Annotated in this window: 13 protein-coding genes, 1 other RNA gene and 1 pseudogene; 2 read left to right on the top strand and 13 right to left on the bottom strand. The window is 37.7% G+C overall.

What is annotated here, in order from left to right:
- Positions 1 to 24: 24 nt before the first annotated feature.
- From AB5M32_RS02215 to AB5M32_RS02175, 9 genes and pseudogenes are all read right to left on the bottom strand, one after another.
- The gene (locus AB5M32_RS02215; RefSeq protein WP_010719237.1) at positions 25 to 1377 is read right to left on the bottom strand and encodes an APC family permease; all 1353 of its coding nucleotides are present in this window, start codon (positions 1375 to 1377) and stop codon (positions 25 to 27) included.
- A gap of 66 nt (positions 1378 to 1443) precedes the next feature.
- On the bottom strand, positions 1444 to 2397 hold the full coding sequence (locus tag AB5M32_RS02210) for an L-threonine 3-dehydrogenase (RefSeq protein ID WP_178286299.1): 954 nt from the start codon (positions 2395 to 2397) through the stop codon (positions 1444 to 1446).
- A 189-nt stretch (positions 2398 to 2586) separates the two neighbouring features.
- Positions 2587 to 3695 (bottom strand): annotated as a pseudogene (locus AB5M32_RS02205) (aminotransferase class I/II-fold pyridoxal phosphate-dependent enzyme).
- A gap of 851 nt (positions 3696 to 4546) precedes the next feature.
- Positions 4547 to 5230, bottom strand: coding sequence for an HD domain-containing protein (locus tag AB5M32_RS02200; protein ID WP_010719240.1), 684 nt, complete (start codon positions 5228 to 5230; stop codon positions 4547 to 4549).
- The gene (locus AB5M32_RS02195) at positions 5231 to 6754 is read right to left on the bottom strand and encodes a carboxypeptidase M32 (RefSeq protein ID WP_025480194.1); all 1524 of its coding nucleotides are present in this window, start codon (positions 6752 to 6754) and stop codon (positions 5231 to 5233) included.
- A 30-nt stretch (positions 6755 to 6784) separates the two neighbouring features.
- Positions 6785 to 7948 (bottom strand): class I SAM-dependent RNA methyltransferase, encoded by a 1164-nt coding sequence (locus AB5M32_RS02190; protein ID WP_178286303.1) that lies wholly within the window; start codon positions 7946 to 7948, stop codon positions 6785 to 6787.
- 238 nt (positions 7949 to 8186) lie between these two features.
- An RNA gene (rnpB, locus tag AB5M32_RS02185) (RNase P RNA component class B) lies at positions 8187 to 8557 on the bottom strand.
- Positions 8558 to 8575: 18 nt separating this feature from the next.
- Entirely contained in the window at positions 8576 to 8989 is a 414-nt protein-coding gene (gene gpsB / locus AB5M32_RS02180) for a cell division regulator GpsB (RefSeq protein WP_010719243.1), read from the bottom strand.
- Positions 8990 to 9079: 90 nt separating this feature from the next.
- Positions 9080 to 9619 carry a DUF1273 domain-containing protein gene (locus AB5M32_RS02175; RefSeq protein ID WP_178286305.1) on the bottom strand — a complete coding sequence of 180 codons (540 nt, stop codon included), beginning with the start codon at positions 9617 to 9619 and terminating at the stop codon, positions 9080 to 9082.
- A 62-nt stretch (positions 9620 to 9681) separates the two neighbouring features.
- On the opposite strand from AB5M32_RS02175, the gene recU reads away from it, so the two are divergent.
- Together recU and AB5M32_RS02165 are read left to right on the top strand one after the other, a co-directional pair.
- The gene (gene recU, locus AB5M32_RS02170) at positions 9682 to 10329 is read left to right on the top strand and encodes a Holliday junction resolvase RecU (protein WP_010719245.1); all 648 of its coding nucleotides are present in this window, start codon (positions 9682 to 9684) and stop codon (positions 10327 to 10329) included.
- Positions 10319 to 12700, top strand: a complete 2382-nt coding sequence (locus tag AB5M32_RS02165; RefSeq protein WP_010719246.1) for a PBP1A family penicillin-binding protein — start codon at positions 10319 to 10321, stop codon at positions 12698 to 12700. The genes recU and AB5M32_RS02165 overlap by 11 nt, the downstream gene beginning before the upstream one ends.
- A gap of 45 nt (positions 12701 to 12745) precedes the next feature.
- On the opposite strand, the gene nth is transcribed toward AB5M32_RS02165, so the two are convergent.
- The 4 genes from nth to AB5M32_RS02145 form a co-directional block, all read right to left on the bottom strand.
- The gene (nth, locus tag AB5M32_RS02160; protein WP_010737512.1) at positions 12746 to 13408 is read right to left on the bottom strand and encodes an endonuclease III; all 663 of its coding nucleotides are present in this window, start codon (positions 13406 to 13408) and stop codon (positions 12746 to 12748) included.
- 1 nt (position 13409) lies between these two features.
- Positions 13410 to 14111 carry a DnaD domain protein gene (locus tag AB5M32_RS02155; RefSeq protein ID WP_010737511.1) on the bottom strand — a complete coding sequence of 234 codons (702 nt, stop codon included), beginning with the start codon at positions 14109 to 14111 and terminating at the stop codon, positions 13410 to 13412.
- Between the two features lie 227 nt (positions 14112 to 14338).
- Positions 14339 to 14626: a DUF5960 family protein gene (locus AB5M32_RS02150; RefSeq protein WP_014834686.1), complete on the bottom strand. Its 288-nt coding sequence runs from the start codon at positions 14624 to 14626 to the stop codon at positions 14339 to 14341.
- 314 nt (positions 14627 to 14940) lie between these two features.
- Entirely contained in the window at positions 14941 to 16197 is a 1257-nt protein-coding gene (locus AB5M32_RS02145) for a hypothetical protein (RefSeq protein ID WP_053766071.1), read from the bottom strand.
- Positions 16198 to 16204 lie beyond the last annotated feature (7 nt).

The raw sequence follows: 16204 nt of genomic DNA, 5'->3' as shown, positions 1-16204 counted from the left end.
GCACGTTTAACTATCATTTATATGTTAAACTACAGGATATTTATTTTTCAAATATAAATAAACAGGGATTCCGACTAATGTCAAAGCGATTCCGCTAAATGCTAAAAGTGTTTGTGTCAGTAACGTACTAACCACGATAAAAGCACCACCAAGAATGGCGATTAGCGGAATGATTGGGTATAGCGGAACTTTATAAGGCCTTTCAAGTTTTGGAGCTGTTTTTCTCAATATAATTACACCTACAAATACCATCGTATAAAAAATCCAAATCACAAAAACAAGCATATCCGTCAGCATATCAAATCCACCGACCATCATCATACCGATCGCAATCACTAGTTCCAAAACACCAGCAACCACTGGAATCTTCGTTCGATCGTTCAATTTTCCTAAGTGGTGACTGAAAGGTAACCGTTTTTCTTGGGCCATCACATAGGGCAGGCGCATCCCAGTAAGTGTATAGCCATTGATTGTTCCATAGACTGAAATCAAAATCCCGACAGTTACAAGTTTCCCACCTACGCCACCAAAAATCATGGTAGCCACTTCGCTAGCAGCATTACTGTTGCCACTGATTCCTCCAATCGAAGCTGTTTTTAAAAAGACGGTATTAACGAATAAATAAACAACCATAATCCCGATGATTCCTATAGAAATGGCTTTCGGTAAATCTTTTGCCGGTTTTTTTAATTCTCCTGCAATGTTTCCAACGTGAATCCAACCATCATAAGCAAACATTGTCGCTAACAAGCCCGCACCTAATGCTGAAAACAATGGCAGATCTTTTCCTGATTCTATGGGAAACAGCTGAAACTCTACTCCACCGCTGCGAAATAAGCCAAACAAGACGATGACTGCCAGTGGGATCAATTTACAGATTAAGGTAATGGATTGAAAAGTTCCACCAACTTTTGATCCTAAAAAATTGATCAGCATGATCGTCACAGCGGCTATAATAGCGATGGGGACAATCCATTGCTGTTCTAAGGCAAATAAGTTCACAAATTGTGTCCCAAAGATGATTGATAGTGCCGCTACATTTGCAGGAAAGTAAATCACAACTTGTGCCCAACCTAACAAAAAAGCAGCCGTTTGACCATAGGTTCGTTCGATATATTTGACCATACCACCTGTTTCGGGGATCGCTGCGGCAAGTTCTGCACCAGTTAAACCTGCACAGACGGAGATGATACCTCCCAAAAACCAAGAAAGCATATGTAAACTAACTGATCCTGTAACTTCTGCGACACTCGCTGCTTTAAAGAATACTCCCGCTCCAATCACTGTTCCCATAACAGTCGATAAAGCAGTAAAAAAGCCCATCGTTCGCTTTAGTTCGACTTTGTTTTTTTCAACCGATACTTGGTTACGTTCCATCGCTTATCCTCCCTTTATCGTAAACTCCCCACCACTCGATCGGAAGTTTACGATAAACTATAGTAATTAGACTGTTGCTGTCAATTTCTCTTGCAACTTGGTCAACATATCTTGAGTCATTTTATCTAGGTCGTAACGTGGTTGAAAGCCCCACTCTTTTTGCGCACAACTAATATCTAATGAATTTGGCCAAGAGTCTGCGATCGATTGTCGCACTGGATCAACTGCATAGTCCATTTCAAAATCAGGAAACACTTTTTTGATTGACGCTTTGATTTCTTCTGGTTCAAAAGACATCGCAGAGATATTGAATGCATTGCGATGAACTAAATTTTTAGGATCAGCATTCATCAACTGAATAATCGCCTCAATGGCATCTGGCATGTACATCATGTCCATAGCTGTACCACGATCAATAAAGCACGTGTATTTTCCTTCTTTAATAGCTGAATAATAAATATCCACTGCATAGTCTGTTGTCCCACCACCAGGTAAAGTTTTATAAGAAATCAATCCTGGGAAGCGTACACCTCGTGTATCTACGCCATACTTTGTATAATAGTAGTCACACAAAAGCTCGCCTGCGACTTTTGTCACGCCATACATTGTTGTTGGTCGTTGGAGTGTATCTTGAGGAGTCTCATCTTTTGGTGTATTAGGTCCAAAAGCGCCGATTGAACTTGGCGTGAAGAATTTTAACTTAAATTCTCTTGCGACTTCCAGCGCATTGACTAACCCAACCATATTGAGGTCCCAAGCGAACTTTGGTTTTGCTTCAGCGACAGCTGATAAAAGCGCTGCTAAATGAATCAAAGTATCTACCTGATGTTTTTCGACTAACGCTCGCATTTTTTCGTAATCCATGACGTCTAAAATTTCAAATAGTTCACCATCTTCTAGCTTTTCAGGCATACGAATATCCGTTGCGACAACATTTTCATTACCCAAATCTTCCCTTAAACGTAAAACTAATTCCGATCCGATTTGTCCAAGACAGCCAGTAACTAATACTTTTTTCATACAAACACTCCTTTTTAGTTCATTTTCACTATCTATTAAAAATAAATGCTACCTACATTCCATCGACCATTCCATCGACGAGCAAAATATAAAAAAGGTGATTCTTCGATTTTCACAGAAACACAACCGAAATGCCCTATCCTATGATCTTCTTTCACTTAGGTTTCAGGCGAGATCGTTTCTACTAAATCAAATGATGCCCATTTCATTTCCGACTTTTTGGTAAATCGCTACAGCATGATCGAGCATTTCTTTGGTATGAGCTGCAGTTGGCATATTACGAACACGACCTGTTCCCAATGGTACGGTTGGATAAACGATTGGTTTCACATATAGTCCATTTTCAATCAACTTTTTAGAAAATTGTTGTGTTAGACTCTCATCGCCAAGTATCACTGGAGTGATTGGTGTTTCCGACACTCCGATGTCATAACCGATTTTTTTCAGTTCTTCTTTGAAATAAATGGCATTTTCCCAAACTTTTTCGACTAATTCTGGATGATCTTGCATCAGTTGAATCGATGCTAGAGCAGCGCCAGCAGCACCTGGTGTAAGTGATGTTGAAAACAAGAAAGGACGTCCTCGTGATTTTAACCAGTCGATCAACGATTTAGATCCTGCGACATAGCCACCAACGACACCGATTGCTTTAGACAATGTACCCATTTGCATGTCAATTTTCTGTTGGAGACCAAAATGCTTCACTGTGCCGGCTCCTTTTCCCATCACTCCAGAACCATGGGCATCATCCACATAAGTAATCAACCCGTATTTTTCGGCAATTGGGATCATATCGGGTAAATTAGCTACATCGCCATCCATTGAAAAAACACCGTCTGTGATATACATGATTTTGTTATATTTCCCACTATTTACCGCTTCTTTTGCTTTTTCTTCTAGATCGTTCATATCTTGATGCTTAACACGAATGATTTTGGCACCAGAGAGGCGACATCCATCGATGATCGAAGCATGATTCAATTCATCTGATAAGATCGCATCCTCCTTAGTCATAATGGCTGAAATAGCTCCCATATTACAAATGTGCCATTAATTGTTCGGACAGCACCTGCGCCGACACCATAGCGATTCGTTGCGTCGATACACGCTTGTTTCAGCTCCACTCGATCAGCAAACCCCAAATAATTATTCGATGCTAGATTGATCAAATTTTTCCCTGCTACCTCAATGATCGCACCATTTGCACCTTCAAGGATATCAATCGTGTTGTATAGTCCCTTTTCCTTCAATAAAGCCAGTTCCTGTCCTAAATAAGTTGACAATACTTCAGAAGACATGTCTCCACCCCCATTTTTCTAACCTTCAAGGTTGAGGAACGAATATGCAGCCTTTCATTCCTGTTTATAAGTATACCTTTTCTGATAGCGCTTACACAAATTATGAGAGTTATTTAACTGAGTATTTTCTTACATAACAAAACAATCGGTACTCCACTAACGAAATATTTTTTTACTTATTTTAGTAACTATCGTTATTTTTAAGAGGATCACATCTAGCTAATATCAACCCTTAACTTAATCAACTTTCCAATAAATATTCCATATATTCTGAATTTTCCGCCATTAGTTAGCCTTGTTTTTTGTTATGAAATAAAAAAACGAATATTCTATTTGTATATTAGATTCTTTTAATGTTTGCTTCTCTAGCTATATATTACTTGGTCCAAGGCGCTTACCTGTAGCTATTTTCAGAAGTCTTTCTCCCAACACAAAAAACGTTCCCTATGGTCATCAGTTACTACTCATGACCACAAGAAGAGACTGAGACAAACCTTGCCTCAGTCTCTTCTGGTCTCTCTAAAATCGAATAAACGGTGTTCAAAGAGCTGACCTTCGGCGATAAGTCAAAAAATCTCAAAACATGGGGAGCTGTTTCGAGGTTTTCATCCTTAATGCTCCTGCGATTACTCGTCGCAGTTTTTACTTGGTGAGCGCTCAGGTCAAGGCACTCTTTTCACGACCTCTTGTTCACGGTAAGACAAAAGTAGCATCTTCGGAAAATTTGCCGAAATTTACCAAAAATTTGAGAAGCACCAAGTAGGTAACAATCAACATCAAAAACGAGTTTTTGTGTTTCTTGTCAATTTTCGGAAATTCCTTCTTATTTCTTGATGCTAAACACTTTTGTCTCAACCTCCTGTTGCCAACCAGCTTTCGGGAGTAAAATCAGGGTCTCCTACTGACCATTCATTGAAGAATTCATCAATAAATTCTCGCATAAAGGCTTCTCGTCGTTTTGCTTCCTTTATACCATATGGGGTGTTCATCCTATCTGGTAATAAGAACAATTTTTCGTAAAAATGATTGATCACAGTAGACCCTTTGCGATAATCTTTTTTATTTTGATAACTGATTGGGTGCCGACTTTCATCAAAAATGGGATGGCCATGTCCACCACCAAAATAAGCCGTACGCAAAATACCAATTGCTCCTAAGGCTTCAAGACGATCTGCATCTTGAACAATTTTTCCTTCAATAGGTAATGCCATTTCTTCACCTGACAACCCTTTTGAAAAAGACAGGTTTTCAATAATCAAAAAGATTGATTCAATGGTTGCATCTGATAGCTCTAAACGTTGCAAAAATTGATGTAACTCTGCTTTTGCTTTCGTTTCATCGGCTACAACTTTATCATCGATCGTATCATGCAAATAAGCAGAAGCAAGGGTAATCAATGGATCAGCTTGCGGTTCAGTTGCTAAAATTTTCTCTGCTAATTTAACGACTCGTACCGTATGATCAATCCCGTGTCCAGTTTGATCCATTGCTAATTGCTTGAAACTGTAATCAGCAATTTCCTGCAGTTTCTCCATTTATTTTCCTTCTTTCTCGCTACTGAATTCAGCTACTTGATAGACCGAAAAATAGATTTTTTTCATGTAATCGATCAAATACTGCGGATTTAGTACCTCACCGGTTGCATCCTGAATCAATTGCGTTGGTTTTCTAGATGCACCATATTGATGGATCTTTTCTTTCATCCATTCTTTGATTGGTCGATAATCATCGGATGCTAACACTTCATCGATCGAAAGCTCTTTTTCTAATGCGTGAAGCAGTTGCGCAGCATACATATATCCTAAAGCATAAGATGGGAAGTAACCAAAACTAGCTCCTGACCAGTGGACATCTTGCAAGATTCCTTCTAAATCATTCGCAGGTCGTACTCCTAGATATTCTTCATACTTTTGATTCCAAATAGTTGGTAACTGAGCCACGTCCACGCCTTCATTGAAAATCATTTTCTCAATTTCATAACGAATAATGATATGCAATGGATAGGTTAAACTATCTGCTTCAATTCGAATCAAGCTTGCTTGGGTTTGTTTCAGCGAGCGATAAAAGTCAGTAAATGAAATATCATCGAATGTTCCTTCTGCACATTGTTGGAAAAATGGATATTGTTTTTCCCAGAAACTTCGATTGCTACCAATAATGATCTCATTGAACAGTGATTGAGATTCGTGGATTCCCATTGAAGTACCTTGGTAAATCGGAGTATAAGCAAATTTTTCGTCAATATCTTGCTCATACATTCCATGACCAGCTTCATGGATCACGCCAAAGACTGCCATTTTAAAGTCATGTTCATTCCAACGAGTCGTAATACGTGCATCATTATGATTGATCCCGATCATAAAAGGATGGATTGTGTCATCTAAACGTCCTCTTGAGAAATCATAACCTAACTGTTCAATCACGCCTGTGACAAACCTTTTTTGTTGGGCTTTAGTCATTTTTCGAGAAAGAAAAGAGGTATCTGGTTCATGACCTTTTTCTGCTAAGGTTTTTCTAATTTCCATGATCCCTTCTTTTACTTGTTGGAAAACACGATCTAAGATTTCAACAGACATCCCTGGTTCATATTGGTTGAGTAACACATCATAATCAGTTGCTTCGTCTTTTTTCCAATAGGGTATCAACTGTTTTGTTAACTCAATATTTTTAGTCAATGCTTCTTGAAAATCCGCAAAATTTTTCGTTTCACGAGATTGCTGCCATTGCACTTGTGCGGTAGAAGTTGCTGCTGTCAATGCAGTCATCAATTCTTCAGGAACTTTATATTCAAGTTCATAGTCTTCTTTGACCTTCTCAAACACGATTTTTCCCGTTTCAGATAATTCATTGGGATGTTCAGAAAAATATTGGATGGCTTCTTTGATCTTAGGTCCAATTTTCTTTGAGAAATAAAGACTATAAAGATAACTATTGACTTCACTACGATCCTCACTCGCTTTTTCTGGCATACCCGTTTGGATATCCCAATCTAAAATGCCCAAAGTTTGTTGCAAGAGATTGATTTCTTTTAGTTCTTTCATCAATTCTTTTTCATTCATCATTTATTCCTCCATCCATCCAATATAATTTTAAATCGTTTTGTCTTTTCTTGGTGGCCGCGTTCCCCAGTATTGGAAGAGATCAGTCCGTAAAGCTCCGTTATACAGTTTACGTTTTTTAGTAGCTTTTTGCCCATAATACTCTTCAAAAGTAAGATCACTTGTCAAAATATACTTACTCCATGTCTTTAATGGACGGAAAACATCGCCCATTTCTTCATACAAGCGACGAACCGTTTCTTCTTCACCTAAACGCTCTCCATAAGGCGGATTCGCGACGATTACGCCGTATTCTTTATCCGTTTTGAAATCTTTGACTGCTTGTTGTTTAAACGTGATTGAAGAGCCTAAGCCAATTTCTTCCGCATTCGCTTTAGCAATTTCGATCATCCGCCCATTGATATCAGAACCTGTGATATCGAGTTCAACATCATAGTCTGCTTGCTCTTCTGCCAATGCTCGAACATTTTCCATAACATCTTTACTAAACCAATCCCATGATTCACAAGCAAATTCACGATTAAATCCTGGTGCAATGTTGTGTCCAATCAAGGCAGCTTCGATGCAGATCGTACCAGAACCACACACTGGATCATAAAACGGACGATCTTTTCGCCAATTTGTCAACATCACTAAAGCGGCTGCCATGTTTTCTTTCAACGGTGCGCCACCTTTTTCCATACGATATCCCCGTTTGAACAAACTAGGACCAGTTGTGTCTAGTGTGATCATGACATGATCTTTTAGTAAAGCGACTTCTAATTGAAAATGTGCGCCTGTCTCCGTTAATGGAACAGATGCCGGACGGTGATAATACTTACGCAATCGTTCAACGATCGCTTTTTTAGTGATCGCCTGACAATCAGGTGTACTATAAAGCTTAGACTTGATTGATTTTCCTGCAACCGGAAATTCAGCATCTAAAGGTAGAAAGTCTTCCCAAGGTAATGCTTTAACTTTCTCAAATAGTTCATCAAAGGTAAACGCATCAAATTCCCCAACAACGATCTTTACCCGGTCAGCTGTTCGTAACCATAAATTTGCTGTAGCGATCGTTTCCATCGTTCCTTTGAAACGTGCCCGTCCATTTTCAACTTGACAATCAATGCCTAAGTCACGTAGTTCTTTTCCAACAAGGGCTTCTAACCCACTTGCAGCCGTTGCCACAAGATTAAATTCTCTAGTCGTATCCATACTTATCTCCTTATAAGAAAAGCTGAACGTGGTCGTCCAGCTTTTTGCAAAATCAAACCGAAAAATGAATCAGTATTTTTTTCATACTTGTCTCTAAATTGCCATTCTTCACTCGTTCATTTTTGTGTTCCTGAACAAACAAGCCATTTATTGAATGGTATAAATCAGTGGTGACACTCTAATGTTAAAAAAAACCTTCACAACATGGTTGGAAGGTATTCCCTGTTATATTGCGGTTTTCTGTAAGCCATGTTCTGTACACTACTTTTCCAGGGAGAAAAAGCAATGTGGTAACCATCTATCTGCAGTTAACCTGCCTTTTTGTCTCGTTCTTAATTCCCAACAAAAAGCGCCCCTACCATTGTTTGGGTTGCTCGCTCGAGGGGTTTACCGCGTTCCACCGAATAAGTTTCCCTATTCGCTTCGTCACTGTGGCACTTTCAAGGATACTTAAGCATAGTTAAAAACCTTAGCTTGTTTTCCTGCCGTTACTCTAATAGAGTACCTTAGCTTATTGTTTCGCTAAGCACGAACACTACAGGCATCACAGCCTGTGCGAGCATGGACTTTCCTCAGCCTGATCATGTCAGACCGCGATTACCCAAAAACCGCAATGTATCATCAATCTTAGAATTGACGTGTCTTTTCGTTATCATCGTCACTTGCATTTGTGTAGTTGTTTGGGTTAGGTTGGGAAACATTCACTGTTGATGATTGTTGATCCAATTTTTTTCCAAATACTTCACGTTCAAGATTTGACAAACGTTTCAAGATATCGAAATTTGTGACTGCTGCACTTTTCGGTGTTTCAACTTGTTGAACACGCGTTTGTGCTGCTCCTTGTGTTTTTGATAATTGTGCTACTTTGGCACTTAATTTATCATTTTCTTCTTGTAAAGCAAGGAGTTTTTTGCTGTAAGTTTCATAATCTTTGATGATATTGTCTAAGAATTCATCCACTTCGATGGGATCATAGCCACGCATCTTTGTTTTGAATTCTTGTTGTAAAATGTCTTTAGGACTATAAACCAATTCCGCCATATTTACACCTCTAGTTTTCATTTACATAATAACAGTTTCTACCTATATCATTGTATCGGAAATAACTTGATAAATCAAACACTATCTGAATTATTCACTGAAATTTTGTAAATCATCCATACTGACTAGCCGAATTTCATAAGAATGATCCTGTTGATAGGTTTGCGCCTCTTTCAGAAAATACAGGGTTTTCCCTGGAAACTCAGGATCATAAATTAATAGACAGCCATCGGTATGGTCAAGTAAAAAACGCGTGTGGTTTCTTAATTGGCTAGGCGACTGATAGGCTTGATGGCTAACTGCTTCAACGTAGTCTGCTAACTGTTCTGCCATTCTTAACTTTTCTTGATTATTCTCATTCCAATTATTTCCAAACTCTTTGAATGGATAGATGATCCCCAACTTTAACTCAGGGTATTCCTGCTTTAATTCAGCAACTACTTCCGTGACCCATGTTTCTATACCCAAGTTTCCACTAGTAAGAACCCATTCAAGTCCTTCTTCGACTAATTGCTGTATCTCTTTTTTTAAGACTTTTTTAATAACCGTTATTTTAGGGTCATTTTCCTTAAAAACCCCAAGTTCAAAACTTCGATAACCGGAAATATACATCACTTTTAATCGGTCCATTTGAGTTTCCTTTTCTTTCTTGATTCTTTTTTGCTATAATGTTGGCTAGGAGTGTGATTAAAATGGTTTTACGCTATCCAAACGGCCAACCCTATCATAAGAATGCCTCTTTAAAGGAAAAAGTTCAAGAAAAAAGAGAATCAGCCATTGAATTTGGCAATCGAGGGATGCGTTTTGAAGAAGCAATTAACGAAAGTAACCAGTATTACTTAGCGCACCAAGTAGCTGTTATCCATAAAAAACCAACCCCCATTCAAATTGTTAAAGTAGATTATCCTCGACGTAGCGCCGCTGTTATTAAGGAAGCTTATTTCTCACAGGCCTCCACAACAGATTATAACGGTGTATATCGAGGTTTCTATTTGGATTTTGAAGCGAAAGAAACAAAGAATAAGACATCTTTTCCCTTCAAAAATTTCCATGCGCATCAAATTGACCATATGGAAGCTTGTCTAAAGCAACAAGGAATTTGTTTTGTCCTATTATGGTTTTCTACGTTGAAGCGTTGCTTTTATTTAGATAGTACTTATCTGATCGATTATTGGCATGCGCAAAATGATCAGGGGAAAAAGTCGCTTCCGCTTTCATTGATCGAAAAAATAGGGATCGAGATCCAAACAGGTTTTTCGCCACGTATCCCTTATCTAAAAGCGGTAGATCAATACTTATCAACATTAACTATCGAAGGAGATCGCAAGAATGGCAAATGAGCAAACAAGAACTTCCAGACGAAACAGTCCCTCTTCTTCTAAAAAGACGAGTCAAACAAGAAATAAAACCTCTGGCAAAGGTTCCGGGCATAAGAAGCGTGGGCTTTTCATCCGTATCATCTTGATTTTATTTTCTTTGATTTGTATCGCTTTCCTAGCCGGTGTCGGATTATTTTGGTTTTATGCAAAAGATGCTCCAAAATTAACGGACACTGCATTAGATGCGACTGTTTCTTCTAAACTTTACACACAAAATGGCGAATTATTTGAAGATTTAGGAGCAGAAAAAAGAGAAAAGATTACCGCAAACGAATTGCCGAAAACGTTAGAAAACGCCATCGTTTCTGTTGAAGATCGTCGTTTCTATAAACATATCGGGATCGACCCAGTTCGGATCGTCGGCTCTGCACTTTCTAACTTTACTTCTGGAGGACTTCAAGGTGGTAGTACATTGACCCAACAATTGATTAAGCTCTCCTACTTCTCTACCAACGCTTCAGATCAAACCTTGAAACGAAAAGCACAAGAAGCTTGGTTAGCTGTAAAATTAGAACAACAAAAATCAAAACAAGAAATATTGACTTACTATGTGAACAAAGTCTATATGTCCAACGGATTATACGGAATGGAGACGGCAGCAGAAAATTATTTTGGTAAAAGATTACCAGAACTTTCATTACCACAGACTGCTTTGTTAGCTGGAATGCCACAAGCGCCTTCTGCCTATGACCCATACCAATATCCAGAACAAGCCAAAAAACGGCGAGATACTGTTTTATATACCATGTTACAAAACAAGAAAATCTCTCAATCAGAATATGATGCTGCAGTGAATACACCAATCGATGATGGTCTTCAAGAGATGAAAAAAGAAGATGATAATTCAAAAATCGTTGATAATTATGTCAAAGAAGTCATCAATGAAGTTCAAGAAAAAACGGATAAAAATGTATTTACTGATGGATTGGATATCTATACTAACTTAGATCTAGACGCACAAAAACATCTTTATGATATTGTCAACACTGATGACTATGTCAACTATCCTGATGATGAAATGCAAGTTGCTTCTACGTTGATCGATGTCAATACTGGTCAAGTAAAAGCACAAATTGGCGGTCGCCATATTGCAGAAGATGTCACACTAGGTATGAACTTAGCTGTTAATACTTCTCGTGACTTCGGTTCGACAATGAAACCAGTCACAGATTATGGCCCAGCTTTTGAATATCTAAAATACTCTACAGGAAAAACGATCAGTGATGCTCCTTATAACTATGAAGGAACCTCAACACCAGTAGGCAACTGGGATAACCGCTTTATGGGGACGATCACCTTAAGACAAGCCTTGTATCTTTCCAGAAACGTTCCAGCTGTCAAATTGTTCAATGAAGTCGGCGCAGATAAAGTTAGCACCTTTTTAAAAGATCTTGGAATTGAATATAGTACGATCCATCAATCAAATGCGATTTCAAGTAACACAGAAAAACAAGACGGCACAAAATATGGCGCTTCTTCCTTAAAAATGGCGGCTGCCTATGCTGCTTTCGCTAATGGAGGAACGTATTATAAACCACAATATGTCAATAAGATCGTCTTCCAAGACGGCACAGAAGAAACGTTCGATCCCGATGGTAATACAGCTATGTCTCCAGAAACAGCCTATATGGTCACAGATATTTTAAAAGATACATTAACAAAAGGAACTGGGACGAATGCGTTGATTCCTGGATTATACCAAGCTGGGAAAACCGGGACTTCCAACTATACGGATGATGAGTACGCAAAATTAGGAACTTCTAGCGGTGTGTATCCTGATATTTTATTTGCTGGTTATACACCAAACTACGCCATCTCAGTATGGACCGGTTATAACAACAAAATGACACCTGTCACCTCCGCTTCGTCTCATGTTGCTTCTGATGTTTATCGAGAATTAATGAAATATGTATCATCTAGCGTCACAAATAGCGATTGGCAAATGCCTAGCGGTCTGGTAAGATCTGGCGGTGAATTATACTTTACCGATCAACTCAAGAAAACACCAAGTACGACGATCCCTTCAACAACGGTGCCATCTTCATCAGTGACACTGGTACCTGAAAGTTCGACACCGGTATCTTCTTCGTCGGAATCGACAGAAACTTCAACAACTGAGTCATCTGCCGAATCTTCGACATCGGTAGATAGTTCAAGTGAAAAAAATGATTCAAGTAGTTCAGCTGAAACGCCAGAAAATAGCAGCAGTAGTCAAAGCTCTTCATCTTCGGCAACTCCTGAGTCATCCACGACACCACCAGCGCAAACACCTCCGGAGAACAATGCACAGTCCGGACAGTCCTCTAGTCGTTCAACGTCTTCTGGCACATAACAAAAAAGGAAGTTGAGAAAAACCTCAACTTCCTTTTTTTATCTTTTATTTTACGTTCAATGTTTTTTCTTTCATTCTGTTTTTTCCATCTTGACACATATCTAACAAGGGGCAAACTTCACACCGTGGACTTCTTGCCGTGCAATGATAACGACCAAAAAATATTAAAGTGTGGTGAGTCTTGACCCATAATTCTTTTGGTACTTTGCGCATCAGCGTTTCTTCTACTTCCAACACCGAGGCATTCAACTTACAAATCCTTAAACGTTTTGTTACTCTCTCGACATGAGTATCCACAGCAATTGCTGGTATACCAAAAGCATCACCTAAAACGACATTCGCTGTCTTTCGTCCAACTCCTGGAAGAGAAATCAATTCTTCTCTAGTTTGAGGAACTTGACCTGAAAAGCGATCCATCAATTGTTGGGCACATGCTTTGATATTTTTTGCTTTATTGCGGTAAAGACCAATCGTTTTGATCTTAGGGATAATGTCATCAATCGGAGCCGCAGCCAACTTTTCAGGAGTTGGAAAAGCTTCAAAAAGAGCTGGAGTCGCTTTATTAACTGAGACATCGGTTGCTTGAGCACTGAGTATGACAGCAATCAACAGTTCATAAGGGTTTCGATGTTTTAATTCACCATGTGCTTCTGGGAACATGTCGTACATTTTTGTCAAGGCTTCCATTGTTTTTTGTTTACTTAACATATTATTCCTCCAGCCAATTTTTCAACGTAACTTTTGGCAAGGCTTCTGGTTGTGCGTTAGTGGTTTCCACTTCTTTTTGTAACATTTGTTGTTTTCGTCTTTTTTGATCTTCTTCTACTTGTTGCTTCGTCTTTAAATTTTTACGTTCCCAAGACAACAAGATTCGATCCACATAGTTAAAACTATACGCTTGATTCAAAACAGCCTCACGTAAAGCAAGTTTCAGAATTTCCGGTTGATAATGATCTTCTTCTAACCATTGACCGATCCGTTGAAATTCGATGGCTGACAATGGGCGACCAAATTCCTGTTCAAATAACTGATAAACAGACTGCACCATTTTTTCTTGACTTAAATCAGCTTGTTTTTGATTTTGACTTTCCAAAAAATTCCCTAAAATTTCATATATAGGATATAGATTGTAACGATCAGCTTGCTTACCATCAATTGTTGCTGTTTCAATTTTAATAAACCCATTACTGATCAAGTGATTTAAAATTTGATAGATACGCTCTTGTTTGACACCCATATCCAACGCAATCGAGTGTAAATCTGGGAAAAAGTCTCCTTCGAGTTGCGCCCTTTGCAATTGCAAAATAAATAAAAACTCTTCTGCTTGTAATCCGATACGATGATAATTTTTTAACAACAAGTTTGATATCGTTGTTTGACCCGCTTTTAAATAATTTTCTAAGTTCAACATGATTTTTCCCTCACTTCAAATCCAGTATACGGAAAAAGCTTGTTCGAGGCAAGGTAGCTTTCCTTTACTTCTATATGTTTTTTATTTTTTGTTCCACTTTTTCACTTTTCGGAATAAATATAATATTCGCTCTATCAAAGAGCATCTGCCGTCGCAAAAAAAGCCAGGTCTCCCAATCATCATTCGATTGAAAAACCTGAACTTTTTTTAAATGATTAGAGAACTGCTTATTTATCTTCTTCCGTTTGCAAGACGTAAGGTTCTCCTTCATAAGTATACTCCGTATTGATTGTTCCGTCGTTTTCATCTGAATAAACGCGACGACTGAATGGGAAACGATGGGAATTGCCATCTTTTGCTACTTCCCCACTCATTAGATAATAATCCTCTTGTGTTTCATTCAATTGGTTGATTACTTGATCTGCTAATTGATCGACATTGATCGTTTCATCTTTTGCTTCTTTTTTATAATCATCCAGAAATGCTGCTTGTTGTACAAAATATTCTTTTTCCATTATTTGATTGCTCCTTCGTTATCGTTTGACATGATTTTCATCATCCTATATTTATTTTGTCAGAAAACGAATTGAAAGACAACTTATAGCTTTTATGTCTAAGAATTAAAAGAATACTTTATCTCAAAATAATATTAAATTTTGTCTACTTTGTTATCTATGTGCTTATTTAGACCTAAATTTTTTCAAACTACTTCCTCACTTATCCCCTTACAAACCTAGGCATCTTAAAAAGACGCTATTTTTTAAATATAGAAAACAGTAATTTTTCAAATTATTTCATTCAATTGATAGACTTGACTATCTATATACTTTCACTTGGATTTGACATCCATTTTACTGTAATAATCAATACAATCGTTTTTTTTGTTATTGCTGACGCTCAGATTTTTATCATCTGATGTCAGTTGTTTTCTTGTATGTAATTCATTTTTCACACTAGCATTTATACTAGCATTTCTTGTTAAATGATGAAGATTCTTACGGATATTTTCTTCATCAAGTATTCCTTTTAAAATCTCCCCCAAGTTTGGTAATTGCCTTTTTGACGAGGTGAACACCTTAAAATTATCAAACGATTGACTTTTTTTGAAAGTAAGCGGCGAACTTGAGTCGTTGATTATACTATTGGTAAAACTTGCTGTAAATTCTCCCTGAGAGTATTCCAAAAAATAATAGGGGTTTTCAGCAATTCTTTTTTCTCGTTGTTCTTTAAGCTCTAAATAAACGTTATATAGATGAGTCAACGCACTGACTTGTTTTTTATTAAATCTCGCTTCTTTTATAAAAGCTTCAAGTAACATCTTACGATTATCTCTGGTATTTCCTACCTTTGGCTTAATTGTTCTACTTTTTAATTCTACTGGTAGTTTTTTTAACCCAGTAGCTATTGTCTCTTGAAAAATAGATTTCTGACTGTTGTAGAGAACGACTCTAAAAGTCCCAAAAAGTTCTTTAACCGTACAATTTGCCATTCCATTATATCCCCTCATACTAAGGTTGAGGTATGTAGGGTCTATTTTTTCTTCGCCTAATTGCTGAATAACTTTTGCTGTATTGCAACGACTATCTTTGTGATGTTCAAATTTTGTCTGGAAAATGATTTTACTTAAAGTACTTAATTTTTCTGGAAGAATCGTTGTGAATACACCTGATGGACGATCACTGTTCGTATCTTCCAATTTATCAATCATCGCTACTAAATAATGTCCTTCTTTTCTATAAAGGATTAATCCAAATACATGATCCTGAATTTTTTTAGTGATATATGCTGGAAAAATTATAAAATCTGTTGGATCATCTTTTTTCATGTTTTCCATCATTTGCTGTAACTCTTTGGGATTTTTCATTTCATAAAATTTAATCGTTCTTTTCAAGGAATCAATGATTGCTGGTTTTTTCTCTCGGTCAATCAATGCTTCCTGTTCATCATTTTCAAGCATTTTAATAAAAGTTGAGAATAACAATTGATAATTTTTTTTTCCTTCTTCACCGACTGCTTTAAAATCTCCTGCATCAGCCAACCCATAAGCTAGTGCCAACAACATATAAGATCGTTCAAACAAGTTCATAACATCA

The organism is Enterococcus sp. C57 (assembly GCF_040887305.1).
Taxonomy (GTDB): Bacteria; Bacillota; Bacilli; order Lactobacillales; family Enterococcaceae; genus Enterococcus_B; species Enterococcus_B hirae.
Note: the sequence above shows the minus strand (reverse complement) of the source record. Positions and strands in the feature narration are given on the sequence as shown.

Bases quoted from the DNA above. Each gene is read 5' to 3' on its own strand.
- AB5M32_RS02215 (WP_010719237.1), bottom strand. From the start codon at position 1,377: ATGGAACGTAACCAAGTATCGGTTGAAAAAAACAAAGTCGAACTAAAG.
- AB5M32_RS02210 (WP_178286299.1), bottom strand. From the start codon at position 2,397: ATGAAAAAAGTATTAGTTACTGGCTGTCTTGGACAAATCGGATCGGAA.
- AB5M32_RS02200 (WP_010719240.1), bottom strand. From the start codon at position 5,230: ATGGAGAAACTGCAGGAAATTGCTGATTACAGTTTCAAGCAATTAGCA.
- AB5M32_RS02195 (WP_025480194.1), bottom strand. From the start codon at position 6,754: ATGAATGAAAAAGAATTGATGAAAGAACTAAAAGAAATCAATCTCTTG.
- AB5M32_RS02190 (WP_178286303.1), bottom strand. From the start codon at position 7,948: ATGGATACGACTAGAGAATTTAATCTTGTGGCAACGGCTGCAAGTGGG.
- gpsB (WP_010719243.1), bottom strand. From the start codon at position 8,989: ATGGCGGAATTGGTTTATAGTCCTAAAGACATTTTACAACAAGAATTC.
- AB5M32_RS02175 (WP_178286305.1), bottom strand. From the start codon at position 9,619: ATGGACCGATTAAAAGTGATGTATATTTCCGGTTATCGAAGTTTTGAA.
- recU (WP_010719245.1), top strand. From the start codon at position 9,682: ATGGTTTTACGCTATCCAAACGGCCAACCCTATCATAAGAATGCCTCT.
- AB5M32_RS02165 (WP_010719246.1), top strand. From the start codon at position 10,319: ATGGCAAATGAGCAAACAAGAACTTCCAGACGAAACAGTCCCTCTTCT.
- nth (WP_010737512.1), bottom strand. From the start codon at position 13,408: ATGTTAAGTAAACAAAAAACAATGGAAGCCTTGACAAAAATGTACGAC.
- AB5M32_RS02155 (WP_010737511.1), bottom strand. From the start codon at position 14,111: ATGTTGAACTTAGAAAATTATTTAAAAGCGGGTCAAACAACGATATCA.
- AB5M32_RS02150 (WP_014834686.1), bottom strand. From the start codon at position 14,626: ATGGAAAAAGAATATTTTGTACAACAAGCAGCATTTCTGGATGATTAT.
- AB5M32_RS02145 (WP_053766071.1), bottom strand. From the start codon at position 16,197: ATGAACTTGTTTGAACGATCTTATATGTTGTTGGCACTAGCTTATGGG.